Source organism: Sulfurisphaera sp. (genome assembly GCF_059755235.1).
Map to the genome: position 1 here is coordinate 91,137 of NZ_DBPRYF010000052.1, position 22,068 is coordinate 113,204.

Sequence of the window (22,068 nt, forward strand, 5' to 3'; positions counted from 1 at the left end):
CTCATTTAAAAACTTAAAAATCTAATTTGTTCTTTGTTCATTTTGCGAATTTCTTCTTGTTCCTTAATTACTTTATCCCACAAATTATCATAATTATCAAACATAAAGACATAGGCTTCATTTATACGTAGAATTACATCTTTCTCACTTAATGGATGAATTCTTAAACCTACTCTACCAACGGCGCCTCCTCTCACCATTGCCCAGTGCGCAAAGACTTCTAATGGGTACTTATTCATTACGTAGTCTTTATCAAGCTTCTTCTCATAAAGCCAATAAAGTTCCCTGATAAAATTAGATGAAATTGACCTTTTCATTCTATCTTTCCATTTCTCAAAGTATGTTTCTCCTTCTTTAATCATAACATTTCTTAAATAATTATATAATTGCTCTGCTTCTTTTTCATCAGCTAATGCTAATCCAGTAACAGCAAAAACGAAGTCCTTTTGAGCCATTAAAGCATCGAAGTCCTTATTGACATAAAGCCAAGCAGTAGCTGCAAATGAGTTTATTACACCAAACATTAATTTATCAGCTAGCTCATCTTTGTTAATATTGACGTTTATATTTTCTCCAGAAAGTATTTTTGAAAGCTCATCATAATCAACGACCCCAGCAAAAATTAACTTGCCATCGACGAAAATAGAGGGAGTAGAAATTACTCCTCTCTCAAACGCTAAAAATGGATATAACTCAGTATCTATTATAATAACTTTTCCTAGATAACCATTTTTCTCGAGATATTCTATTAAAAAGTTACACTCAATGCAATTTTTGTGAGTAAATATTTCTACTTTCATAGTCTAATTTTTGTTGAATTAAAACAATTTAGGTTTTTCTTCCACCATAAAGAATCGTATCTTTTATCCAATAGCCACACCTCAGCATGATCGTTCACATTTCTTATTGCCCTTCCAATAGCTTGTTTTACTGTTATCAGAGCAGGGATTGTAATAAGAAACTCCTTATATTTCCCTCCTATTTTATCTGCAATCCTTTGTGAAAGCATTTTCATGTAATCATCCTCTGGTGGATATGGTACACCAACTAATACTACGTCGGAGATAAGACTTTTTTCGTCATGGGTCAGCTCTACTCCTTCTGTTATTTTCCCTCTGCCGACGCCAGCTATTATTATTTTTTGTTTGTTTTCCTTAACTTTTTTTATTATCTCATCTATTGAAGTTCTCTCATCTTCAATAATTTTGTTTACACTTAGAGGCTCCATCACCTTTCTCATAATCTCATAGGAAGGGAAAACTGCTAGGACATGCTGTTTTGCTTGATAATATACCTTAAGTAGATAAGAAGAGTATTTCTTCCACATGAGGTCACTCCTTAAATCATATTTAGAAGTCACATCAATTGCAATCCTACATTGATAACTTCCAGTTACTTTTTTCTTTATCTCCTTTTCAACGTCGATATAAAGAATCTTCCTTGTGATTCCTAAAACTTTTTCTAGGTACTCTTTAGGTGGTAAAGTGCCTGACATAAGTAGAATAGGAAGACTTTCCTCATTTAACATTGAGTAGTATTGGGATAAATCCAATGTTTTTAAGATTATTCTTTTTGAAAACGAAAAAGGAATAAAGGAACCGGTTGAATAAGTGGCGTAAAAGCGTAATATTGAACCTAAATAAATTTTGGAGATTTTCTTTAATTTTATGTTTTCTTTTTTTAATTCTTCATATTCATCAGCAAGTATAGATATCTCTTCACTAGTCAATTTAGGAATTTTTTCTAATTTAATATACTTTTCATCAGGGTATACAAGATCCTTTAACTGCTCTCTTAATTTTTCCAAGATGTTTTTCACTTCTTGACTCCTTGACTGCTTAATAGCCATAGATAAAGTAAAATCGCTTAACATTCTCTCTTCTATTTCACTTACTCGATCTATGTTATGGGCTTCATCAATGATTATAAAGTAGTCACTGAAATCTATGTTTAGCAAACTTCGATATTTTTCAACAAAGAAATATGGATAAGTTATTGCAACTACGTCAGCTTCTCTGGATGTTTCTAACAAAGAATAATAAGGACAAAAACCTTTTTGTAACGCTTCTCTCTTTAACTCATCTAACATCTCTAGCGGATATCTATCTACACGGACTTCTATCGCATTTCTTATCTCACAATATTTACAATTGATATCTTCTGAATCAACGTCCTTGGAAGCGAAAGGGCAAGCTGACGGTTTTCCAACTACGAAAGAAAACCTTATAGAAGGATCAAGTTTCTTTAAATCTCTGTAGACTGGAAAATATTCATTATGAGTGCGTACTACAAAGAGTACTTTATCTTTAACTGATAAACCAACTAAAAGAGAAAATAATGTCTTTCCACTCCCTGTAGGAGAGTTTAAAGCTATTAAAAAACCTTCCTCAACAGACTGTATTATTTTATCCTTTAGCTGTTTTTGCCAATCTCTTAATTCCACTCTTCAAAATTCTTCAAGCTTAGCTAAAACTTCTTCTAACATAATGAATTTTACATATTCTTTTTCTGCGAGCGCCAGTAGATCTTTGGCTTTGGCCTTTACTTTGACAGTCGAAAGGAATGGCATTACAAGCTCTACTTTAGCCAAAGTTGAAATATCGTTAACTATTTCACTAGAAGGCTGTTTCTGGGTTATAACTAAAGCTCTTACTTCGGCAGATGGTGAGATATTGTTTATCTCTACTATCCTGTAGTCAATCTTATTTAACAGCTTCTCCTCATTTATACTCAACTTATTCACCTCTTATCTTAGTATACTATATGATTTTGACATTATAAACTATTTGCATATGAAACTTGAAGAAATATTATAAATAGTCAGATTATTAAAGGTGGTATTATGACGATTTAGAGAATTAGAGTTAAAGGTTTTAAACTATATTTAGAAGTTATGAGAATAAAAAAATCTGAATTCAAAGTTGGTGAAAAAAAGAAATTTAATATAAATGGGAAAGATATTTTAGTTATTTACCTAGGTGGGAATAATTTTTATGCCTTAGATAATGAATGCCCACATCTAGGTTGTGATCTATTCAAGGTAGGTGTGGTAATTAGAGAAGAGTTAGTTTGCCAATGTCACTTCTCTCATTTCTCTCTAAAAGATGGAAAAGTGAGAAAAGGTCCTTCAAAGAAGCCCATAACTCTTTACCCTGTTAAAATTGAAGGAGACGAAGTAGAAATTGAAGTTAAATAAGAAAGGACTTGTCTAGCAATTTTATAATGCATCTGTCCCTTAGCAGTTTCTTCCCCAGTATGCCCATAAATTAATTGAGAGCCTAATATCGAAAAGGCAATTCTCTCTAATGGGTCAACACCCATGGGCATAACTGTAACTTTTCCAAGTTCAAGAATTTTGGATAAAAGAGACCTATAACCGGGTTTTCCAATAACAGCGACTTTGACTAGCCAAGATGTTTCAATAAAATCTCTAATTATTTCATATACTTCCTCAAATGAAGGAACTCTATCAAAGTAATGGACTGAAACTATTTTATTCTTGGTCGAAACTTTGTACATTTTAGCAAACCTCGCTTCTACGTCATATAGAAATCCTCTCTCGTCAAGTTTACCTAAATATTCAGCCTTATCTTTTGGGTTAATGAGATTAACCCCACCTTCACTAGGATCTCTAATCGTAATTATAATCTTCTCTTTGAACTTCTCCAATCTTTCTATTGGAATTAATTTTCCTAAATAGTCTAATCTTATTTCTATTAAATCAGCGTCGTAAAAGCTTGGAATTCTTTGAATATCGTCTTCTTTTCTGATTGGTAGTGATGCTACAACCAATGTCATTTTATTATTATATTCGCTCCTAAGGAAATTAAATCTTTCCAGAAAGCTGGATTACTCTTATTTACACACTCAGCATTATCTATTACCCCACCTACCTTGGAGGAAAGCACAGAAGCCATCATTGCTATTCTATGATCATTAGGACAATATATACTAGCCTCTTTTAGTTCTGGTGAAGGGAATATTACAATTTTCTCATCATCATAATTTACTTTAACGTTGAAACGAGATAAAGTATCAGAAATTGTAAGTATTCTATTGCTCTCTTTAACTTTAAGCCTCTTAACTCCTCTTATTACAGTTTTTGATTCTGCAAATGGAGCAATAGAAGCTATTGAAGGAGCCAGATCTGGATAGTCATCTACATCCACATCAATACCATTTAATTTGGTAGAGGCTTTAACAAACCATTTACCTTCTTTTACATAAGACTCTGCACCCATTTCTTCATAGAACTTCACAATACTATGATCACCGTAAAAATCGGGTATTTCATATACGTCCTCAATTACTAAGTTACCACCACTAACTATTGAAGATGAGGCATAAAATGAGGCTAAAGCATAATCGCCAGGTACTCTACCAACATAAGGTCTAAAATAGCCCTTATTTACATATATTTTATTATCTCTAATTTTAACGTCTCCACCAAGGCTATTGATCAAGTTTGCTGTCAAATAGATATAACTTTTCGAAGAAATTGGCGGGATAATTTCAATCTCTCCACCACCTACCATTGAAAATGCATAGATAAACCCAGAGATGTATTGGCTACTTTCGTTACCATCAATTCTTACGTAATTTTCTTTTAATCTTCCACTCATCTTTGTTGGTAACGAATTTGACGAAAAATTCACTTGTCCTTTCAAAGCGTTTATAATAGCATTTAAGGGTCTTTTGCGTAAACTTTGATCACCATCTATTAATACTTCGCCTCCAAGTACCGAAATTATCGGAATTGTCATCCTTAATGTTGTTGCAGAGCCACCAAAATACAAATAAGACGGAAGTTTTAACTCTTTTTCTTTCTTAAATAGAGAACCAGAGACCGATACACCTAATGCCTTCACAACATTTACAGCAACACTTACGTCATCTGAGTAAATTAAGTTATCTAATTTACTCTCTTTTAAAATGGAATATAAGATAAGTCTAATTCCATAACTCTTTGACTGCGGAGCTTTTATTTTGCCTTCAATTTTAGATGGTTTAATCTCTACTAACATAATCTACCACCTTAGTTACAACAACGTTTCCGTATTTAGACCAAACATCAACTATTGGACCTTCTTCACCGAGTTTTGTTACTGCAAAAACAGAGGGGCCGTTACCAGAAATACCAGAAGCTAGAGCCCCTTTTTGCAAGGCTTCTTCAATTTCTTTAGTATCATAGCCTAATATATGAGCAACAAGTATGCCGTTTAATCTCATACCGGTAATAACGTCCTTCCTTGAAATTTTAAATATCTCTTCGAAAATTAGGCTGTATTTTCTCATAGTAAGTAAGTCTACATTTATTTTCCTATTTCCTCTAGGAAGTATGATAACAGAAACTTCTGGTGGGTGCTGAATTTCCAAAATCTTAAAGTCTTTATTATAAGTAAATGCAACCCCACCGTAATAAGAGGAGGAAGCATCATCAAGAGCTCCGGTATATGAAACTCCAGCTTTTAATGAAAGAATGGCTGAATATTTAGGTACATCAATTTTAATATCATACTTTTTAGCTATCTCACCAATTAACGCAGTAGAAACGGCACTACTACTTTTTAACCCGCTCTTTTCTGGGATTTGAGAGATAATTTTCACTTTCAAACATGGTATCTTGTAGTTCGCATAAAAGAAATCTAGTATCGTGTCTATCAATACATTTTCGAATTTTCTACACTCACTTATTTCTTCAATTTCAACTTCAACTTTTAAATCAACAGCTATTGATGAGCCATACCAGCTGGGTAGTGCGTTAACTACTGAGACTCCCGAGAAGGTTTGCATGAGCTGAGATATTTATTCCATCTTTCCTCTATTATTTTTATTTGTTCATCAGATAGCCTTACTGTAGGTATGTAACCTGATCTCATAGCATGGTCTACTACAACAAGGGAAACCATTGCCTCTGCAACAGAAACTCCTCTAATCGCAACTGCTGGATCATGTCTACCTATAACTGATATAGTTGTTTCTTCATTAGTTCTTAAATCGACAGTCTTTTGTGGTTTTCTAATAGAACTTGTCGGTTTAAACGCGCATCTAAGAATAATATCTTCACCGTTAGATAAACCACCTAAAATACCTCCAGAGTTATTATACCTCCAGCCAAGTTTATTTCCTTTTTTTATTATTTCATCATTTGCTTCACTTCCTCTCATCTTTGCTGATGTGAATCCTAATCCGTATTCGAAACCCATCACCGCGGGGATTGAGAGAATAGCTTTTGCCAAATCAGCCTTTAATTTATCAAAAACCGGCTCTCCTAAACCAATTGGAGGGTTTCTGACTACTATCTCAGCTATGCCTCCCCAGCTATCCCCTTCTACAGTAGCTTGTTTTACGAGTTCCTCATATTTTTCTTCTAATAATTTCTTACTTGCTCTTACTGGACTGTATTTTGAGCAAAGGATTTCTTCAAAACTTACGGGCTCATTTAGTTCTACATAACCTAAACTCTTTAGATGACCAGCTATCCATGTATCAGTTAACATCAACAATTTCTTAGCTATTGCTGATGCAGCCACTCTACTTACAGTCTCACGGGCACTAGATCTACCTCCTCCCCTATAGTCCCAATTCTCTAAACCATATTTCATTATGTAAGGTAAATCTGCATGTCCAGGCCTTGGCTTAAAATGAACTTCTTCATAAAGGGATGATATTACATCTGTATTTTTTACTATAATTGCAATAGGTGCCCCAGTTGTGCGACCGTTATATATCCCGCTAACTATTTCTGGCTCATCTTTTTCTCTTCTACCAGTGACAAACTGTCTTCCGGGACGTCTGAATGATAGTTCAAACTCAACATCTTCTTTCTTCAAAGGTAAGCCTGCTGGAACACCATCAATAACTACGCCCACCATTGGTCCGTGACTTTCTCCAAACGTTGTTATTCTAAATAATTCACCAAACGAGCTCCCTGGCATAAAGATACTTCACCACTTCTCCATCATCTAATGATTTGCCAAACCAAATTTTTTCTGCCTCCATGGCTTGCCTTACAAGTATCTCAAGCCCATTTATAGTTTTAATACCACGTGATTCTGCTCTTTTAATAAGTGAAGTTGAAACTGGCTTATAGACAAATTCGATCACTAATTTTCCTTTTATACACTCGTCCGGAATAAAGTCAGAGTTTGGAGTCGAGTTTGCTATAACATCACTATTATCACAACTGGAGTTTATCTTTACATAAATACCCTTCTCTTTGAGTTCAGAAGCCAATTTCTCTGCTCTTTCTAAACTTCTGTTAATTATATTAATCGAACAACCTAAATCTGCCAATGCAAATACAGTTGCCCTTGAGGCACCGCCAGCTCCAAAGATGGTACAATTCTCTATCTTTTCTATCCCTTTTTCATTAACTAAACTCTTGACTGCCAAATAATCAGTATTGTATCCTTGTCCTTTGAAGATTGTATTCAATGCTCCAATCCTTTCAACTTCCTTATTCGGTTTCACATACTTTATTGCCTCTTCTTTGTAAGGAATTGTAACGTTTAGTCCATATGCCAACTTAAGTAATCCGTTGAATATAACATCAAAATCTTCTCTTTTTATATCAAATGCAAGGTAAACAGCGTTTATTCCTAGTTTTTCAAATGAGAAATTATGGATTGCGGGAGAAAGTGTATAAGAGATATTTTCTCCTACAACTCCTAAGAGTTTTGTTTCATAGTTTATTTCAAGCATTGCTCAGCAAACCCCTTTAACGTCTCCAATGGAACATCAACTTTCTTCCAATCACCTATCCTTGTTGGAAAAGGCATCATTAAATATCCTCCTCTAACTTTTTTATCCTTAGTTATAGCCTCAAGTGCTTTTTCAACATCAACCTTAACTTTTAAATCATCGACAGACAAGGGTAAGCCATACTGAGAGAGCATCCAGATAACATCCTCTACCACTCCTTCTTCTGCATAGCCTACTTCTTCTGCCATTTTAGCCTCACATACCATGCCCACAGAAATAGCATAACCGTGAGGGACTTCAAACTTACTACCTGCTTCTATAGCATGACCAATAGTATGACCAAAATTCAATACGATCCTTATAGCCTTCGTTTCCCTCTCATCTGCTTTTACAACTGAAAGCTTATCCTTAGAAGATTTATAAATAATTTCTTCTAGGGCATCATTGTCCTTTGATAGTACTTTATCTTTGTTCATAGCTAAAAAATCATATAATTCTTTGTCTAGTACTAGCCCATATTTTATAACTTCCGCTAATCCTTTCCTAATTTCTTCTATTGGTAAAGTTGAAAGAAAATTTAAGTCTGAAATTATCATACTAGGTTGATAAAAAGTACCTATTATGTTCTTTACATTTTCAAAATTTACACCAGTTTTTCCTCCTATTGAAGCATCGACCATGCCTAGCAATGTGGTGGGAATATTTATGAGGTTCAACCCTCTCATATAAATTGAGGCTACAAAGCCTACAACATCAGTTACAGTCCCTCCACCTAATGCAATAACATAGTCCCCTCTGTCAAAGTCTTTTTCAAAAAGGGTCTTAACAAGCTTTAGAGCATAGTTTATATCTTTTGCCTCTTCTCCATCAATAATTGGGACTTCTATATAGTTCTTTAAGTGCTCCCTTACTTTAGATGGGTCAAGTTTTTGGGAATAAAAAAGGGCTACTTTTTTATCTGCTAGATCTTCAAGAACTCTAAGAACACCTTGACCGACATAAACTGAAATATTGGAATCACAAATCGATTCATTTAAAATCCTCATGCTGTTCTACCCAGCGCATTAGCCAATGCCTTTATCCTATTCATTAACAACTCAAATGATTCTGGTGTAAGTTGCTGTTCCGAATCACTTAGCGCTTTTTCTGGATGTGGATGAACTTCTATAAGCAACATATCAGCACCAGCCGCTACAGCAGCCAAAGCTAAAGAGTGTACTAGCTCTCTTTTACCTGCAGGATGACTAGGATCTGCACATATAGGTAAATGTGTTTGTAATTTTGCTGCTATCATTCCTCCTACATCCAATGTAAATCTAGTGGCCTTTTCAAAAGTCCTTATACCTCTCTCGCATAAAACTACATTTCCATTGCCCTCAAGAAGAACATATTCTGCCGCTAATAACCATTCTTCAACAGTATTTGCCATTCCTCTCTTTAACAAAACTGGAAGACCTGTCTTTCCAGCTTCTTTTAGCAAATCAAAGTTTTGAGAATTCCTAGCTCCTATTTGTAACATGTCTACATATTTTTTGAATATCTCTGTATCTCTAGTATCCATAATCTCAGACACTATAGGTAATCCTGTTTCTTCAGACGCTCTCTTTAGAATTTGCAGACCCTTTTCTTCTAAGCCTTGGAAAGAATAGGGACTGGTTCTCGGTTTATAAGCACCACCTCTTAAGATCGAGGCACCTGCTCTTTTAACAGCTTTTGCTACAGTTAATACTTGCTCTTCATCCTCCACAGCACATGGACCCGCAGCAACCACTATCTTGTTATTACCAATCTCAGCATCCTTAACTCTGACTTTAGTAGGATCTTTTTTCCATTCATTACTAGCTAACTGATAAGGTTTTTTTGGTTTTACAGCAATCTCTATTGAAGGATCTGTTATGTTAGCAACGTACTCATCTGGCCATGCTACTACAACCTTCTTGGAATACAAATCGAGAATTTTATATGAAGCTGATGAACTTTGCAATTTTTCCCTTAAAGTAGAATAATCAGCTTTTTCCCTTAGAATAAATAACATCTACTAACCACCCAGTTCGTCTTTTATCTTTTGCAACTCTCTTATTCCTATATCTCTAACTTTAAAAGCGTAGGGGTTTGACTTCTGAATTTCCATAATAACTGGAAGGAGTGAATTTACTTTATCTATGATTTTACTTATTTCCTTAAAGTTCGTGGTGTAAAAATCTTGCAAATTCTCAACGTTCAACTCCTTCTTTAATTCATCAACTGCTTTTGAGAGACCTAAAATGTAAAAGTGAACCAAAACTTGTACAATCGACATGGCTTTTTCATGTTCATCAACTGTCGATATAGAGACGTTTAGTCCAGACTCTCTCCAAAAATTGACTATCTCTTCGACATTTTTGGACGTTTTCGACGGAATCACTACTATTCTTTCCCCAACAGGGTAAACCATGGGGCCAAAAAGTGGGTGAGTAGAAATATAATTAAAAGAATATAACTCAGATACTTTTTCCAACTGCTCAAAAACATGAAACTTTGAGGAAAAAATATCCATAACAACTTTATCAGATAATTTAGGTGAAATGCTAAAAATATAATCTAAAGAAGAAGGGGGTAATGCTAAGATTATATATTCCCCCCAACTTAACGCAGAATCCAGATCCATATAAACAGATCTAAAGGCTGAAGCTAACTTTTCGGCTTTCTCTTTATTTCTTCCGGTTACTACAACATTATGGCCAACCAAAGAGAATAATGAAACAAGGGATCTGGCCATCCCTCCGTAACCTACAATTGTAATATTTTTCTTTTTACCCGGATTGATTTCAGTTAATTTAGTATAAGAAAATAAGATAGGTAGTACAGAATCAACAAAAGAATCTGGTATTCCAAAACTTCTCGCATATTCATACCAGTATTGTCTTACCTTTTCTTCTCGTTTCTCATCTGTCAGACCTTTGCCCATCTTTATTTTTATCTCTCCTATCTTTGCAGCTACTTTCAGCCTTCTTGATATTAACTGAAGTATCTGTTTATCTATATTTTCAATTTCTTTTCTGTATTCTTCTAGTTCTGAATCCATTTATTTCACTAACTCGAGTGCTGCATTTATAATAGACTTCGAGTTAATACCGTAAAAGTCAAGTAGGTCTCTTTCACTTCTCGCCGATCTTCCAAACGTAGTAGCGCCTATAAACCTCATTGGAACTGGATATCTTTTAACTACTACCTCTGATACAGCAGAACCTATCCCACCATATATTGAATGCTCTTCTACTGTTACTATTCTTCCAGTTTTTCTAGCATAATATTCAATTAGATCTTCGTCAATCGGCTTTATACTTAGTAAGTTTATTACTGCTGTACTTATTCCCATTTTTTCTAATTCTTCGGCAGCTTTTAACGCATCATATAACACTACCCCTGCACCCATTATTGTTAAATCTTCCCCGTCCTTTAGCACATACCCCTTTCCTAGTTTAAAATCATAATCTAATCCTTCAGTTATTACCGGTGTATAGTCTCTACCCATTCTATAATACAAAGGACCTCTCAACTCATTTACTACAACTGGCAATGTCCTTTTCACATCAGCTGAATCAGCGGGCACTATTATCTTCATATTAGGTAATACTCTCATTAATGCTATATCTTCCAACGTTTGATGACTTGATCCGTCACCACTATCACTATAACCAGAATGTGTAACGGCTAACTTTACATCTAGGTTCATTCTGGCTATTGAATTCCTAATCTGCTCCCAAGCCCTCATTAGGAACATCGCAAAGTTCACAACTAATGGCTTAAAGCCTACAGCTGCAAGCCCAGCAGCATAGTTAACCATATCTTGTTCTGAAATACCTACGTTAAAGTATCTCTCTGGAAACGCTTCCCTAAAGTACATTGCTCTTGTCGAGTTTCCTACATCTGCAGTAATTACTACTAAATCTTTATTAGTCTTCCCTAGTTCCACTAATAATCTTCCGAATGTATCACGCATTGGTAAGGTACTTCTTTGCATCATCCGGACTCGCCCTCTGATTTACAGTGTTTTCTATTGCCTTGAATCCCATTCCTCTTCTTGTCTTCGCGAATATAACAACTGGCGCTTTAGCCTTTATTGCTTCATCAATAGTATTTATTAAACTTACAAAATCATGACCATCACAACTTAATACCTTCCAGCCTACTGCTTTCCATACATCCGGTAGAAATTCTTTTGGTTTCACTTCTGATGTAGCTGCATCTAACTGAAAACCATTCATTTCGATAAATGCTATTAAATTGTCTAATTTCCTCGTTACTGCATGTGTCATTGCTTCCCATATCTCTCCTTCATCTTGCTCTCCATCGCCCATTATTACAAACACTCTTCCGTTTCCTCCTTTCATCTTAATTCCTTGAGCAACACCTATTCCAAAACTTAGTCCTTGCCCTAAGCTACCTGTTGACATGTCTATCCCGGGTATAAAAGTCTCTGGATGACCCTGAAGTAATCCAGAAATGTCTTGGATTTTCCATAATTCATCTTCACTTATGTATCCTTTTTCAACTAGTACGGCATAAAGTCCTGGCGCTGCATGACCTTTACTTAGTATTAACCAGTCTCTATTTATTGGGTCTTTTCCTTCTCTTATATATTTAAATAGAAGAGTAGTTAGGATTTCTATGCTACTTAGTGAAGAGCCTACATGTATTGTCTGGTCATAGAACAGCATTCTTACAACATTTTTCCTTGCTTTTTCCGCTATATTCTTTAACTTGTTTAGTTCTTCTACTGATATTGGAGTTCCATCATGCCCTCCTCCTTCCATTGGTACAAAACCAAGCCCCCGCGGATAATTAATAATTCTTAATTATAAGCTTTTTGAAGAATAAAATATGGAAAGATATTCAAGGCAATTACTAGTGTTAGGACTTGACTTACAAGAGAAATTAAAAGAATTAAAGGTTACAGTAGTTGGTTGCGGAGCTCTAGGATCTAGCTTAGTAGAACTATTAGTAAGATTAGGAGTAGGTAATATAAAAGTTGTAGATGCTGACATCGTTGAACTAAGTAACTTACATAGAACTCATTTATTTACAGAAAAAGATTTAGGTAAACCTAAAGCGTTAGTATGTAAGGAAAGAGGAGAAGAAATAAATCGTGAAGTAAAAATTGAGGCTATAACAGATATAATAGATGAGAATAACGTTGAGGATCTAATTAAAGGGAGTGATTACGTATTCGATGCCTTAGACAATTTGTATTATAGGTTATTACTTAATGATGCTTGCGTGAAAAGATCAATACCATTGATTTATGGAGGAGTTATGAGTGAATATTCATCAGTAAAGTTGATATTACCGGGAAAAAACGCATGTTTATCTTGTTTTCTAAATTATGAAGGAGAAGAAGAAAACATATGCGAAATTATAGGTACCTTGAACACAACAGTATCCATAACAGCCAGTTTACAAGTTCAATTAATGCTAAATCACTTGAGAGGCGATACTGATGACTCTCTATATTATTTAGATTTTAGAAAAATGAAGTTTGATAAAGTAAAACTTGAAAGAAATGAAAAATGTCAAGCATGTAGTTTACATGAGTATAAGTTTTTAAAAGGAGAAGAAAAAAGACCTAATTGCGGACTAATGAGAGAGCAAAAAAGAGAAATTAACAACGAGTATATAATAGAAAAAAATAGTAACAGTTTAGTTATTTGTTATAAAAATGGAAAGTGTTTTAAGAAAGTATCTAGATAATTTATTGTGGATAAGAAGTTACTAGCTACTTTGAGCTTGCCTTTAATTGTTATAGTCGCCTACTCATTGATTCTCCATGTTAATTTGATCAATGCAATTCTAGAGATAAACACAGCCTTCCTTGTATCTTTTTTCCTTGCTTATTTAGGTCAAATCCTAGTTATCTCCTATAGGGATTCACTAATAACTAACCTAGATTATTATACATGCATAAAAGCTAGATTGTTTGGGAATGCAGTAAGTCTAATAATTCCCGGGGCAGCAGGACCAGATCTAAGTAGAGCAGTTTCTTATGTACACAAGAATGTAAAATTAGATAAAGCATTTACTTTAGCACTTTATGAATCATTCTTTGATGTCAATGTAGGAGCAGTCTTATATCTTCTACTATTCTGGGTCAAACTTTCGCCTTTGGAAACTATTATGATCCTTGTATCCCTAGGAAACATATTAGGATGGAGTAGTGGACTTGGGTATGCATATTTCACGTCTGGCAAATTAAATAAATTAGAACAAAAAATATTTAATATAAAATATATTAAGCCATTAAATGAAAGTTACCTTGTTCTAAAAAATGTCATGAAAGAAAGGATGCAAAATAAAAGAGTGTTCATTTTTTCCACCTTATTAACAGCCTTAGGTTATTTTATTCAATCCTTGCCTTTTTACTTTATACGTGATAATCTGCTCTTTGATTACTTGATAAATCAAACATACTTAGTTGCAACTTTAGTCCCTATTCCGTCTGCTACAGGAATTGCTGAACTCGCATTATCTGCTGTATTGCCGCCATTGTTTGTAATACAAGTTAGAATTTTAGAGTTAGTTTCATATTCTCTCGGTTTCATTTACTTGAAAGACATAAAGCTTGAAGTATTAAAGAAAGAAGTGAAAGAGATATGGAAAACTTCTTGAAACCACTAAATAAGGAAGAGCTTAGACAGTTGGCATCTCAACTCATAAGTATGGATAAGGCTTGTATCAAAATCTCGTACACTCTTGATGATCTAATATTTGCATTTTTACTTTTTAAAATAGGAAAGCAAACCACAGTATCATTTACTTCTGATGAATGTGAAATTAAGTTAATAAACAATACCTCTGGCAAATTTATTGAGATAGAGGGAAAACAAAACTTTATAGGGACTAATTCTTTCACTTCTATGATCCCAGTATCGGTAGATGATACATTACCTATTTTAGCTGGAATTACAAGTAGCACAATATTAGAAAGAAGGAAGTATAGTGATGTTGAAACAGAAATATTAAATGATTTGACAAAATTTGGTGTTACGCTAGAAAGAAATCTAAAAATTCCTAATTATAAAAACCTTCCCCTCTTCTTCTCACTATTACTGTCTTTTGATCCTTATATACCTGATATTTCTGGAAATAGAGAAAATTCAATAAAAGCCTTGAAAGAAATCAATATAACAGAAACTGACAGACTAGACGACATTGAAGAGACTAAATTGAATTCCTTAGTCTATAAAATAATATCTAGTCTTTTAAAAATAAATCCCAAAATTACTAGAGATGATATTATTACTGATAGAGCTTTTTACCTTGAATATGATTCATTAGAGTTAGCTTTTACATTGATATACTTTCTTGACTTAAAGGGAGTAGGAGATATTTTCCAATTTGTGATAACACCTAATTATGCCGAGACTTTAATTTCCAAGTTCAGAGAGGAAGTAGGAAGGGGTTTCTATATTAATAATATTAATGAGACTAATAATTACTACCTAGTAGAAACGAATCTCAAGTCTCCCACTTTAGTTCAATTAATTTTGTTACAATCTGGAAAAATAAAGAAAAACAAACCTGTTTTTCTGAAAACAGAAAATGGTATTTACACAAGTAGGTTTCAAGTTAATAACTTAAAAGAAGGGCTGAACAAGATTGAAAATCTCAGTAAGAATAACATATGAAACTCCTTTTGCCAAAGAAATAATAGAGAGCATAAAAGTAGACAATGTAAATATTCCAAAAGGTATGTCAATTTACATGTCCGTTGAAAATGAAAACAAAATCTTAATTGATGTTTCGATGGAGATAGAAGATACCAAAAATATTCTAACATTAAGAAATACAGTAGATGAGATAATACAAAATATTATAACACTAGAAAAAACCCTAACAAAGCTATCTCAGAAGCAGTGAAGAAGATAAGCAAGATGGCAAAACATTTAAAGCTATGTGGATATAATGTATATCATGCCATTAAGACCTGGAAGATGTTATCGTCATTTCTCTGGTCCACCATACACTAGAAAAGAGTATATACCCGGTGTGCCAATGCCAAAGATAACAAAATTCACCATGGGGAATGTTAACGGAAGTTACGATTATGAGTTAAGACTAGTTACGCTAGAAAAAGGACAAATTAGACATAATGCTTTAGAAGCGTCACGTGTACTTGCACTTAAGCAACTAACTAATAAGACTGGATCAGACCAAGGTTTTGCACTTATAGTACTAAAATATCCTCACCATGTAATTAGAGAAAATAAAATGATGGCATTTGCAGGAGCAGATAGACTTCAAGATGGAATGAGATTAGCATTCGGAAAACCAATAGGCACTGCAGTAAGAGTTGAGAGATTAGGAGATACAATAATGATAGCAAGAGTCAAGAAAGAACATTTAGAAATAGCAAAGAAAGCTTTTGAAGCAGCAGCATCAAAAATACCTTTAAGAACTAGAATAGATATCGTGCCCCTAAGCAAAGAGGCAGTCGCACAGTGAGTTATGACTTCAAGGAGGAATTTATAGCTGAGGAAATAAAGAAGAGAAATGCTAAGAAAGTTTTATTACAATTCCCAGAAGGTTTAAAAATTTTTTCTACTCAAATTGTTCAGAAACTTCAAACAATGTTACCTCACGTAGATTTCATAATTTCTTCTGATCCTAATTGGGGAGCATGTGATATAGCAGAAGACGAAGCAAAAAACTTGAACGCAGACTTGATTGTTCATTTTGGTCACACACCTTATACATGGTATTACCCAAAGTTTCCAACTCTGTTTATTCCAGTAGAGAGTAATCTTGAAATAACAGAAGCACAAATAGACGAAGCAATTAACTTAGCTAAAAAATATGAAGCAAAATCTATAGGATTGACGGCAACAATACAACATGCAAAACTTTTACCTAAATTAGCAGAAAAAATAGGAAAAGATTTCGAAGTTAAAATAGGTAAACCGTCATCTGCTTTTATGCTGGATGGTCAAATCTTAGGGTGCGATTACAAAGCGGCTACTGATGTTGAGGCTGATGTGTACATTAATGTATCGGGCGGAGTTTTTCATGCATTAGGTGTTGGTCTATCTACCAACAAACCTTTGATTAAGATAGATCCTTATACACAAAAAGTTGAAGACCTGACAAGAGATGTTTATAAAATAATAAAAATCAGATATGCAAAAATACTGGAGGCTATTGACAAGAAAAATTGGGGATTAATACAAGGAGCAATGGTAGGACAAAATAGACCTTTAATGGTAAAGTATTTTGAAAAGAAACTCAAAGAAAAAGGATATAATACGTTTATCTTTCTTAATAGAGTTTTAACTAAGGACACACTAAGGAATTTAAGTCCAAGTATTGAAGTGTTTCTTGTGACTTCATGCCCTAGATTACCAATAGATGATTTATATGATTTTGATAGGCCAGTTTTAACACCTGGAGAAGCGAAAATGATAATATCCAACAGCTTTGATAAATATATATTCCCGTGGTGATAAGAATGAAAAAACAAGGAGAATTAATCCTTCCCGGTGATGAATTAAGCATTATAGAAGAGTTCGTTCCCGGTGAAGGAACTTATGAATTTCAAGGAGTCGTTTATGCTAGTGTTGTAGGAAAAGCGTTTTATGATATGATAAATAGAAGAAGCAACTCAATAGGTTTCAAAAAACCTGGATTCTTACCTTTAAAAAAAGCTAAATATGTGCTAGGAATGGTCACTAGCATAAAAGAAGATTCAGCTTTAGTTTCAGTCTATTCTATTGAAGATAAACCATTGAATGTACCAATAACTGCCTATCTTCACATTTCACAAATCGCAAATAAGTACCTTAATACTATAAACGAAGCAATTAAAGTCTCAGACATAATTAGGGCAAAGCCATTAAATTTTGCTTTACCTCTTCCACTGACTCTAAAGCAGAAAGATTTAGGAGTTGTTTATGCTAAATGTTCCATTTGTGGGACAAAAATGGTGAAGAAAGACGAAGAACATTTAAGGTGTCCAAACTGTGGTAATGTTGAAAGTAGAAAATTAGCTTTACTTCAGGTGAGAAAAGGTGGAAATTAAAGTATTAAAGTCTGGAGAAAATTACATTGAGTTCCAAGTACTAGGAGAGGAACACACATTAGGTAATTTAATAAAAGGTTATTTATTACAAGTACAAGGAGTAAAATTCGCCTCTTATTCTAAGCCTCATCCATTAGTTGATAACATCGTAATCAAAATAATGACAGATGGAAGTATATCGCCAAAAGACGCACTACTAAAGGCTATTGAACTAGCTAAGGCAGATACTAATAAGTTTATTGAAGAAGTGAAAACTATTGAAAAAGAAGGGAAGTAGAACAGCTGTAATTACAAAAGGAGAAAAAATATATGCTCTTTGCGTTTTTAGAGGAGATTTCATAGAAAAAGTATTTTTCGACAGCAGTAGGGATTTCATAGAAAAACAATTTAAAAATTCTAGTGTATATGATGAAGTTAAGGATATTAGTTTGGATAGAGAAAAAGAGGAGTATTGTAAATCTCTGGTAGAAAAAATTGAACGAAAACTAAATAAACTATTGGAACGTAAGGTATAGTTATTGGTGATTCTTATGAAGTTCTGCCCGAAGTGCAATTCAATAATGGTACCTAGAAAAGTGAACGGAAAAACAGTTTACAAATGTCCTAAATGCGGATATGAAGAGGGAAGTGAAGCCTCTGGCTCGATGAAAGTAAAAACGGTAGTTAAACACTCAGTAAAGGAGAAAACCCTAGTTTTAGAAGATGAAAAACCACCAGCAGGAGCACAGATAATTAAAGGAGTAGTTTGTCCTAAATGTGGGAACGATGAAGCCTACTTCTGGATGCTACAGACAAGAGCTGCGGATGAACCTCCTACTAGATTTTACAAATGTACTAAATGCGGAAAAGTATGGAGAGAGTATGAATAATATCCTCCGCCCTAAAGGTTTCTTGGTGTTGTAAGAGCAGAGAAGTTTAGGGGTACATCCTTTTTATTCCATACCGAGTTTGATCTTCCATCCATTATCCCTATTCCTTTTCGGAGACCAGGGCTGTGCCTTTAACTAAAAATATTATATGTAATATATAATATCCCCGTTAAATAGCTTGTTAACCTTTATACAGTCAAATAGCTCTCTAAGTATTCTCTTACCGCATCCATTAGGTACATCGTTAATGTATAATAGTCATAACTAAATGCAACAGACCTTCTATTTTTTCGCTTACTTTACTCAACCCCCTTTAATAGATAACTATATTCTTAGTTATCATGGAGAAGGACGATAACGAAAAGAAAAAAGACGGGACATTCTTTTTTGTTTCTTGAGTTACATATTTTCTATCAGTATAAGATATGCATAACTGATGTGTTCTGGACTACCTAATTCGTTATTTACTGCAATAGTTACTGCATAGATATTATTACCTATTGTATTTGTAGAAGTTATGAGATTGAAGGATGAAAACATAAAACCTATAAAATAAAATGTTGCATTATATGAATGATTTTCGTAGTTTATCATATAGTTGAAAGCTGTTCCGCCAGTATAGGTCACCGATGGATTCTTTGGTATAAGTTCAACTGATATAGTGTTGATCTCGATTCTTTGAGGACAAAAGGTGAAATTATTGTTTGCATTATAGACTTGTAGAAGTACATATGTATAATCTGTATTGTTCATATATAATGTAGTTTCATTCACAATAGTACTATTTAATATAAGTAGCTTGGATAAATTATCAATTGAGATAGACAAGGTCTCATTATTTCTAATAGCATTTAAATAGATCTCTCTGGACTGACCTAGAATATTCTTAAAGTTTTGTACTGCTAAACTATAATTCTTAGACATAGTAGTATTGGTATTATTTACAAATTGCATAGTACTGATATTTTGAAAGTTACTACTAGTAGTATTGGCAGCTATATGCCTAGATGTAGGAGATTTCTCATTTAAGATATACAATAGACTGGCGGAAATGATGAGTATAACGATAATTGCAGTAATAAGAATAAGCTTGTTAGAAGTCAATATAATCACCAAATCTGCTCATATATAGAATGATGTTTACCTTATAGTTAGAACTTCTCACTCTATGTTGCCATGTCTTATTACTACACAACATTCAAATCGCCTTATTATTGTTGCACTACACTTAAGTATCATAAAAACTTATTCAGAATTGTTCGATATCAAATTATACAATCTATAAGTATTAGATACTGAAAAGTATTGAGAGCATAAGTAGTTAAGAAGTTGTTGAAACTCTTACTTGATGACTTCTAGGGAATTCTATTTCAAATAATTCCTTCAGCATTCTGTTTAATCCTTTCTCATCTACTGTTAATGTATTATTTCTAAAACCATGTTCTAGGATTTCAAAACTGCTATTGTCCTTTTTTGTTATTTCAATCCACCTATCCCCCTTAAAACTTTCTACCCTAATCTTTTTGCCTATTTCCAATTTAACTACTTGACCATAAACTAGCTTATCCGCAGATCTAATAGGAATCCATGGCATAAGTAAAACACTAAGGTACAGCGGACTTGAATAGATTTAAGCTTAACACATCTCATACATCATATAACTTTAACGTAACTTGAGTGATAGATCATAGAATTATCCTTAAAAAGCACATACTGATCTCAAGCAATGCACGAAATCATTTATGTGATAAAGGAAATAATTAAACGTTAAATGTCCTAAACGTTCTTTCGTGGAATCTTCTACTTTATTTCATATCTCTTTATTTTTCTTTTAACCTCGTATTTTATCGTCCTCTTTCCTAATGAACAGGCAATGATCCCAAGTATTTTACTCATTCTTCTTTATGTCTATCTTATTAGAAGAGCTAAATTTGAATGGTTTCATGGGATATATAAAGACCTTAAAGGTAGTATTTTTACGACAGCTCTCGATCTAAACCTATAATTTCTAATTTTTATCTCACTATCTTACGGGGATAGCGGACCCGCCGGGATTCGAACCCGGGACCACCGGCTTACTTCACGGCCTTCTGGGTTAGAAGGCCGGCGCTCTATCCTGGCTGAGCTACGGGTCCATACTATCCTTCTTCATTTCTAACTTAAAGATTTTTCGCTTTAAGCAAAGTGCTAAAATAAGATATTAGCTCGACATGTTGACTTCTTCTCTTATAGGATGAGACATTAAATTGAAATATATCTATTTCCACGTTTTTTGTTATTATTTCAGGTTTATGATACTTACTTTTCAGTTTATTAACTGATTTCGGCAAAAATTTAAAAGGTCCGGATAAGGTTACAAAATATATGATACACGTATGGACAATAAACATTGCTATTGCAGCAGTTTCTATATTAATAGCTGGCCTAGTAGCTTTTGAATTGTTTCAAGTAAGAAAGATAAGTAAGACAAAGCTTACCGTAGCTTTAACACTTTTAGGAGGAATTCTAGTAGGAGAAGAAGTAATGTTATTATCCTCATTTATGATGTGGTCCTCTTATGATAATCCAATGTATGCTTATCCCTCCATGGTCATTGCATCTCTAAGTTTACTTGGCTTAATAATAATATATTACATAATTAGATTATAGTGGTAAACCAACAATCAGACTAATAAAATATCCTAGAGCTATAAATGGAATTACTGGAACTCCCCATGTAACCCATATATAGTCTTCTTCCTTTATCAATCCTTTTTGTACATATTCTGAAAACTTCTTTCTCCATTCTGCGTCATCTTCATCAACTAAGAAAGTAGTCCTTAATGTAACTTGCCGAGTTGACTCATCAATTTGAGTCAGTGGGAAAAGGAATTTTGAACTAAGAAAATCTTTTACCCTGATCCTTCGCCCCGAAAAAGCTAGTATCAGTCTTAGTTTCAAAGGATACTCCTTTGTATAGGAATAATTTCTCAAGAAGTTTCCAATAGTTGTTAAAAGAATTAAAAAAGATGAATAAAGTAAAATCGTTAATGGTTCAAGCCCTATCAAAGAGAACCTTGAGAAGAACAAAGGTCTTACAGATGCATTACTAAAAGACAAAATTAATGAAAGAAATAAATCTGCCCCTCCCATCAGAGAGACATAATAAAAAACGAGTATCAAGACATTAACTGTAATTACTGAATACAGATATAGGAAAAGATTCAAGGTCTTGTATTGAAAAAAGAAAAGAAGTACTAAGGGGGAATATAATAACCATATTTTGAGGTCTATCTCTCTCGTCTTTAAATCTAAATAAGTTACATGGATTAACATTATTGATGTTAAGAGTATCTGTAGAATGTAAATAGCTTCGTTCAAGGAAATTCACACCTATACGGCAGGAAGCCCTCTTCACACTACCTTCTGCGAGGCTGTCTGAGGGCTAGATACCCCTTATGTGTA

General features: G+C 33.9%; 28 protein-coding genes and 1 tRNA gene. 12 read left to right on the plus strand and 17 right to left on the minus strand.

The features are described from left to right. Positions 1 to 5: 5 nt before the first annotated feature. From AC3OCB_RS11325 to AC3OCB_RS11335, 3 genes are read right to left on the minus strand one after another with little or no spacing between them, the layout of a single operon-like run. Positions 6 to 800 carry a thioredoxin family protein gene (locus AC3OCB_RS11325; RefSeq protein ID WP_498342645.1) on the minus strand — a complete coding sequence of 265 codons (795 nt, stop codon included), beginning with the start codon at positions 798 to 800 and terminating at the stop codon, positions 6 to 8. Further along, positions 797 to 2,443 carry a helicase C-terminal domain-containing protein gene (locus AC3OCB_RS11330; RefSeq protein WP_498342646.1) on the minus strand — a complete coding sequence of 549 codons (1,647 nt, stop codon included), beginning with the start codon at positions 2,441 to 2,443 and terminating at the stop codon, positions 797 to 799. Before AC3OCB_RS11330 ends, AC3OCB_RS11325 begins: the two co-directional genes overlap by 4 nt. Before the next feature lie 3 nt (positions 2,444 to 2,446). Then, a complete protein-coding gene (locus tag AC3OCB_RS11335) occupies positions 2,447 to 2,734 on the minus strand; it encodes a hypothetical protein (RefSeq protein ID WP_498342647.1) in 288 nt (95 codons plus the stop codon). A 159-nt stretch (positions 2,735 to 2,893) separates the two neighbouring features. Here AC3OCB_RS11335 and AC3OCB_RS11340 point away from each other — a divergent pair, with 159 nt between their 5' ends. Next, positions 2,894 to 3,196 (plus strand): Rieske (2Fe-2S) protein, encoded by a 303-nt coding sequence (locus tag AC3OCB_RS11340; protein WP_498342648.1) that lies wholly within the window; start codon positions 2,894 to 2,896, stop codon positions 3,194 to 3,196. On the opposite strand, the gene AC3OCB_RS11345 is transcribed toward AC3OCB_RS11340, so the two are convergent. Genes AC3OCB_RS11345 through AC3OCB_RS11390 form a run of 10 tightly spaced genes read right to left on the minus strand, consistent with a single transcriptional unit; the run spans position 3,148 to position 12,500 of the window. Further along, complete coding sequence (locus tag AC3OCB_RS11345) at positions 3,148 to 3,798, minus strand: type I 3-dehydroquinate dehydratase (RefSeq protein ID WP_498342650.1); 651 nt, start codon at positions 3,796 to 3,798, stop codon at positions 3,148 to 3,150. The two genes, AC3OCB_RS11340 and AC3OCB_RS11345, sit on opposite strands and share 49 nt — an antisense overlap. Beyond that, the gene (aroA, locus tag AC3OCB_RS11350; protein WP_498342651.1) at positions 3,795 to 5,024 is read right to left on the minus strand and encodes a 3-phosphoshikimate 1-carboxyvinyltransferase; all 1,230 of its coding nucleotides are present in this window, start codon (positions 5,022 to 5,024) and stop codon (positions 3,795 to 3,797) included. Before aroA ends, AC3OCB_RS11345 begins: the two co-directional genes overlap by 4 nt. Further along, positions 5,008 to 5,793: a shikimate kinase gene (locus tag AC3OCB_RS11355; protein ID WP_498342653.1), complete on the minus strand. Its 786-nt coding sequence runs from the start codon at positions 5,791 to 5,793 to the stop codon at positions 5,008 to 5,010. The genes aroA and AC3OCB_RS11355 overlap by 17 nt, the downstream gene beginning before the upstream one ends. Then, positions 5,766 to 6,938, minus strand: coding sequence for a chorismate synthase (gene aroC / locus AC3OCB_RS11360; RefSeq protein ID WP_498342654.1), 1,173 nt, complete (start codon positions 6,936 to 6,938; stop codon positions 5,766 to 5,768). The genes AC3OCB_RS11355 and aroC overlap by 28 nt, the downstream gene beginning before the upstream one ends. Further along, positions 6,916 to 7,704, minus strand: a complete 789-nt coding sequence (locus tag AC3OCB_RS11365; protein WP_498342655.1) for a shikimate dehydrogenase family protein — start codon at positions 7,702 to 7,704, stop codon at positions 6,916 to 6,918. Before AC3OCB_RS11365 ends, aroC begins: the two co-directional genes overlap by 23 nt. Then, positions 7,692 to 8,750, minus strand: coding sequence for a 3-dehydroquinate synthase (gene aroB / locus AC3OCB_RS11370; RefSeq protein ID WP_498342656.1), 1,059 nt, complete (start codon positions 8,748 to 8,750; stop codon positions 7,692 to 7,694). The genes AC3OCB_RS11365 and aroB overlap by 13 nt, the downstream gene beginning before the upstream one ends. Continuing rightward, complete coding sequence (aroF, locus tag AC3OCB_RS11375; protein ID WP_498342657.1) at positions 8,747 to 9,739, minus strand: 3-deoxy-7-phosphoheptulonate synthase; 993 nt, start codon at positions 9,737 to 9,739, stop codon at positions 8,747 to 8,749. Before aroF ends, aroB begins: the two co-directional genes overlap by 4 nt. Before the next feature lie 3 nt (positions 9,740 to 9,742). Further along, positions 9,743 to 10,768, minus strand: a complete 1,026-nt coding sequence (locus AC3OCB_RS11380) for a chorismate mutase (RefSeq protein WP_498342659.1) — start codon at positions 10,766 to 10,768, stop codon at positions 9,743 to 9,745. Then, positions 10,769 to 11,710, minus strand: coding sequence for a transketolase family protein (locus AC3OCB_RS11385; RefSeq protein ID WP_498342660.1), 942 nt, complete (start codon positions 11,708 to 11,710; stop codon positions 10,769 to 10,771). After that, positions 11,679 to 12,500: a transketolase gene (locus AC3OCB_RS11390; protein WP_498342661.1), complete on the minus strand. Its 822-nt coding sequence runs from the start codon at positions 12,498 to 12,500 to the stop codon at positions 11,679 to 11,681. Before AC3OCB_RS11390 ends, AC3OCB_RS11385 begins: the two co-directional genes overlap by 32 nt. 67 nt (positions 12,501 to 12,567) lie before the next feature. Here AC3OCB_RS11390 and AC3OCB_RS11395 point away from each other — a divergent pair, with 67 nt between their 5' ends. From AC3OCB_RS11395 to AC3OCB_RS11440, 10 genes are read left to right on the plus strand one after another with little or no spacing between them, the layout of a single operon-like run. Continuing rightward, positions 12,568 to 13,434: a HesA/MoeB/ThiF family protein gene (locus AC3OCB_RS11395; RefSeq protein ID WP_498342662.1), complete on the plus strand. Its 867-nt coding sequence runs from the start codon at positions 12,568 to 12,570 to the stop codon at positions 13,432 to 13,434. A gap of 6 nt (positions 13,435 to 13,440) precedes the next feature. Then, positions 13,441 to 14,349: a lysylphosphatidylglycerol synthase domain-containing protein gene (locus tag AC3OCB_RS11400; RefSeq protein WP_498342663.1), complete on the plus strand. Its 909-nt coding sequence runs from the start codon at positions 13,441 to 13,443 to the stop codon at positions 14,347 to 14,349. Further along, on the plus strand, positions 14,334 to 15,368 hold the full coding sequence (locus AC3OCB_RS11405) for an SSO0295 family DNA-binding domain-containing protein (RefSeq protein WP_498342664.1): 1,035 nt from the start codon (positions 14,334 to 14,336) through the stop codon (positions 15,366 to 15,368). Before AC3OCB_RS11400 ends, AC3OCB_RS11405 begins: the two co-directional genes overlap by 16 nt. After that, entirely contained in the window at positions 15,340 to 15,600 is a 261-nt protein-coding gene (locus AC3OCB_RS11410; RefSeq protein WP_498342665.1) for a KEOPS complex subunit Pcc1, read from the plus strand. The genes AC3OCB_RS11405 and AC3OCB_RS11410 overlap by 29 nt, the downstream gene beginning before the upstream one ends. Before the next feature lie 54 nt (positions 15,601 to 15,654). Then, positions 15,655 to 16,185, plus strand: coding sequence for a 50S ribosomal protein L16 (locus tag AC3OCB_RS11415; RefSeq protein ID WP_498342666.1), 531 nt, complete (start codon positions 15,655 to 15,657; stop codon positions 16,183 to 16,185). Continuing rightward, entirely contained in the window at positions 16,182 to 17,180 is a 999-nt protein-coding gene (gene dph2, locus AC3OCB_RS11420) for a diphthamide biosynthesis enzyme Dph2 (protein ID WP_498342667.1), read from the plus strand. The genes AC3OCB_RS11415 and dph2 overlap by 4 nt, the downstream gene beginning before the upstream one ends. 5 nt (positions 17,181 to 17,185) lie before the next feature. Then, positions 17,186 to 17,755, plus strand: coding sequence for an exosome complex RNA-binding protein Csl4 (locus AC3OCB_RS11425; protein WP_498342669.1), 570 nt, complete (start codon positions 17,186 to 17,188; stop codon positions 17,753 to 17,755). Further along, positions 17,745 to 18,032 (plus strand): DNA-directed RNA polymerase subunit L, encoded by a 288-nt coding sequence (locus AC3OCB_RS11430; RefSeq protein WP_498342671.1) that lies wholly within the window; start codon positions 17,745 to 17,747, stop codon positions 18,030 to 18,032. Before AC3OCB_RS11425 ends, AC3OCB_RS11430 begins: the two co-directional genes overlap by 11 nt. After that, positions 18,013 to 18,270 (plus strand): hypothetical protein, encoded by a 258-nt coding sequence (locus AC3OCB_RS11435; protein ID WP_498342673.1) that lies wholly within the window; start codon positions 18,013 to 18,015, stop codon positions 18,268 to 18,270. The genes AC3OCB_RS11430 and AC3OCB_RS11435 overlap by 20 nt, the downstream gene beginning before the upstream one ends. Before the next feature lie 15 nt (positions 18,271 to 18,285). Next, positions 18,286 to 18,624 (plus strand): transcription factor S, encoded by a 339-nt coding sequence (locus tag AC3OCB_RS11440; RefSeq protein WP_498342675.1) that lies wholly within the window; start codon positions 18,286 to 18,288, stop codon positions 18,622 to 18,624. A gap of 399 nt (positions 18,625 to 19,023) precedes the next feature. On the opposite strand, the gene AC3OCB_RS11445 is transcribed toward AC3OCB_RS11440, so the two are convergent. The 3 genes from AC3OCB_RS11445 to AC3OCB_RS11455 all read right to left on the minus strand — a co-directional run bounded on the left by AC3OCB_RS11445 (position 19,024) and on the right by AC3OCB_RS11455 (position 20,759). Next, a complete protein-coding gene (locus tag AC3OCB_RS11445; RefSeq protein WP_498342677.1) occupies positions 19,024 to 19,728 on the minus strand; it encodes a hypothetical protein in 705 nt (234 codons plus the stop codon). Between the two features lie 217 nt (positions 19,729 to 19,945). After that, positions 19,946 to 20,218: a hypothetical protein gene (locus AC3OCB_RS11450; protein ID WP_498342678.1), complete on the minus strand. Its 273-nt coding sequence runs from the start codon at positions 20,216 to 20,218 to the stop codon at positions 19,946 to 19,948. A 446-nt stretch (positions 20,219 to 20,664) separates the two neighbouring features. Next, positions 20,665 to 20,759, minus strand: a tRNA-Arg gene (locus AC3OCB_RS11455). 229 nt (positions 20,760 to 20,988) lie between these two features. On the opposite strand from AC3OCB_RS11455, the gene AC3OCB_RS11460 reads away from it, so the two are divergent. Continuing rightward, positions 20,989 to 21,273 carry a hypothetical protein gene (locus tag AC3OCB_RS11460; RefSeq protein WP_498342679.1) on the plus strand — a complete coding sequence of 95 codons (285 nt, stop codon included), beginning with the start codon at positions 20,989 to 20,991 and terminating at the stop codon, positions 21,271 to 21,273. On the opposite strand, the gene AC3OCB_RS11465 is transcribed toward AC3OCB_RS11460, so the two are convergent. Next, positions 21,268 to 21,939, minus strand: a complete 672-nt coding sequence (locus AC3OCB_RS11465; RefSeq protein ID WP_498342720.1) for an A24 family peptidase C-terminal domain-containing protein — start codon at positions 21,937 to 21,939, stop codon at positions 21,268 to 21,270. The genes AC3OCB_RS11460 and AC3OCB_RS11465 overlap by 6 nt on opposite strands. Positions 21,940 to 22,068 lie beyond the last annotated feature (129 nt).

What these genes read in the sequence shown, in the direction of transcription:
- aroF (WP_498342657.1), bottom strand. Translation starts at nt 9,739, where the DNA reads ATGTTATTTATTCTAAGGGAAAAAGCTGATTATTCTACTTTAAGGGAA.
- AC3OCB_RS11355 (WP_498342653.1), bottom strand. Translation starts at nt 5,793, where the DNA reads ATGCAAACCTTCTCGGGAGTCTCAGTAGTTAACGCACTACCCAGCTGG.
- AC3OCB_RS11385 (WP_498342660.1), bottom strand. Translation starts at nt 11,710, where the DNA reads ATGATGCAAAGAAGTACCTTACCAATGCGTGATACATTCGGAAGATTA.
- AC3OCB_RS11390 (WP_498342661.1), bottom strand. Translation starts at nt 12,500, where the DNA reads ATGGAAGGAGGAGGGCATGATGGAACTCCAATATCAGTAGAAGAACTA.
- AC3OCB_RS11395 (WP_498342662.1), top strand. Translation starts at nt 12,568, where the DNA reads ATGGAAAGATATTCAAGGCAATTACTAGTGTTAGGACTTGACTTACAA.
- AC3OCB_RS11345 (WP_498342650.1), bottom strand. Translation starts at nt 3,798, where the DNA reads ATGACATTGGTTGTAGCATCACTACCAATCAGAAAAGAAGACGATATT.
- AC3OCB_RS11460 (WP_498342679.1), top strand. Translation starts at nt 20,989, where the DNA reads ATGATACACGTATGGACAATAAACATTGCTATTGCAGCAGTTTCTATA.
- AC3OCB_RS11405 (WP_498342664.1), top strand. Translation starts at nt 14,334, where the DNA reads ATGGAAAACTTCTTGAAACCACTAAATAAGGAAGAGCTTAGACAGTTG.
- AC3OCB_RS11440 (WP_498342675.1), top strand. Translation starts at nt 18,286, where the DNA reads ATGAAGTTCTGCCCGAAGTGCAATTCAATAATGGTACCTAGAAAAGTG.
- AC3OCB_RS11365 (WP_498342655.1), bottom strand. Translation starts at nt 7,704, where the DNA reads ATGCTTGAAATAAACTATGAAACAAAACTCTTAGGAGTTGTAGGAGAA.
- AC3OCB_RS11325 (WP_498342645.1), bottom strand. Translation starts at nt 800, where the DNA reads ATGAAAGTAGAAATATTTACTCACAAAAATTGCATTGAGTGTAACTTT.
- AC3OCB_RS11450 (WP_498342678.1), bottom strand. Translation starts at nt 20,218, where the DNA reads ATGCCATGGATTCCTATTAGATCTGCGGATAAGCTAGTTTATGGTCAA.
- AC3OCB_RS11465 (WP_498342720.1), bottom strand. Translation starts at nt 21,939, where the DNA reads ATGTTAATCCATGTAACTTATTTAGATTTAAAGACGAGAGAGATAGAC.
- aroA (WP_498342651.1), bottom strand. Translation starts at nt 5,024, where the DNA reads ATGTTAGTAGAGATTAAACCATCTAAAATTGAAGGCAAAATAAAAGCT.
- AC3OCB_RS11380 (WP_498342659.1), bottom strand. Translation starts at nt 10,768, where the DNA reads ATGGATTCAGAACTAGAAGAATACAGAAAAGAAATTGAAAATATAGAT.
- aroC (WP_498342654.1), bottom strand. Translation starts at nt 6,938, where the DNA reads ATGCCAGGGAGCTCGTTTGGTGAATTATTTAGAATAACAACGTTTGGA.
- AC3OCB_RS11340 (WP_498342648.1), top strand. Translation starts at nt 2,894, where the DNA reads ATGAGAATAAAAAAATCTGAATTCAAAGTTGGTGAAAAAAAGAAATTT.
- aroB (WP_498342656.1), bottom strand. Translation starts at nt 8,750, where the DNA reads ATGAGGATTTTAAATGAATCGATTTGTGATTCCAATATTTCAGTTTAT.
- AC3OCB_RS11425 (WP_498342669.1), top strand. Translation starts at nt 17,186, where the DNA reads ATGAAAAAACAAGGAGAATTAATCCTTCCCGGTGATGAATTAAGCATT.
- AC3OCB_RS11415 (WP_498342666.1), top strand. Translation starts at nt 15,655, where the DNA reads ATGCCATTAAGACCTGGAAGATGTTATCGTCATTTCTCTGGTCCACCA.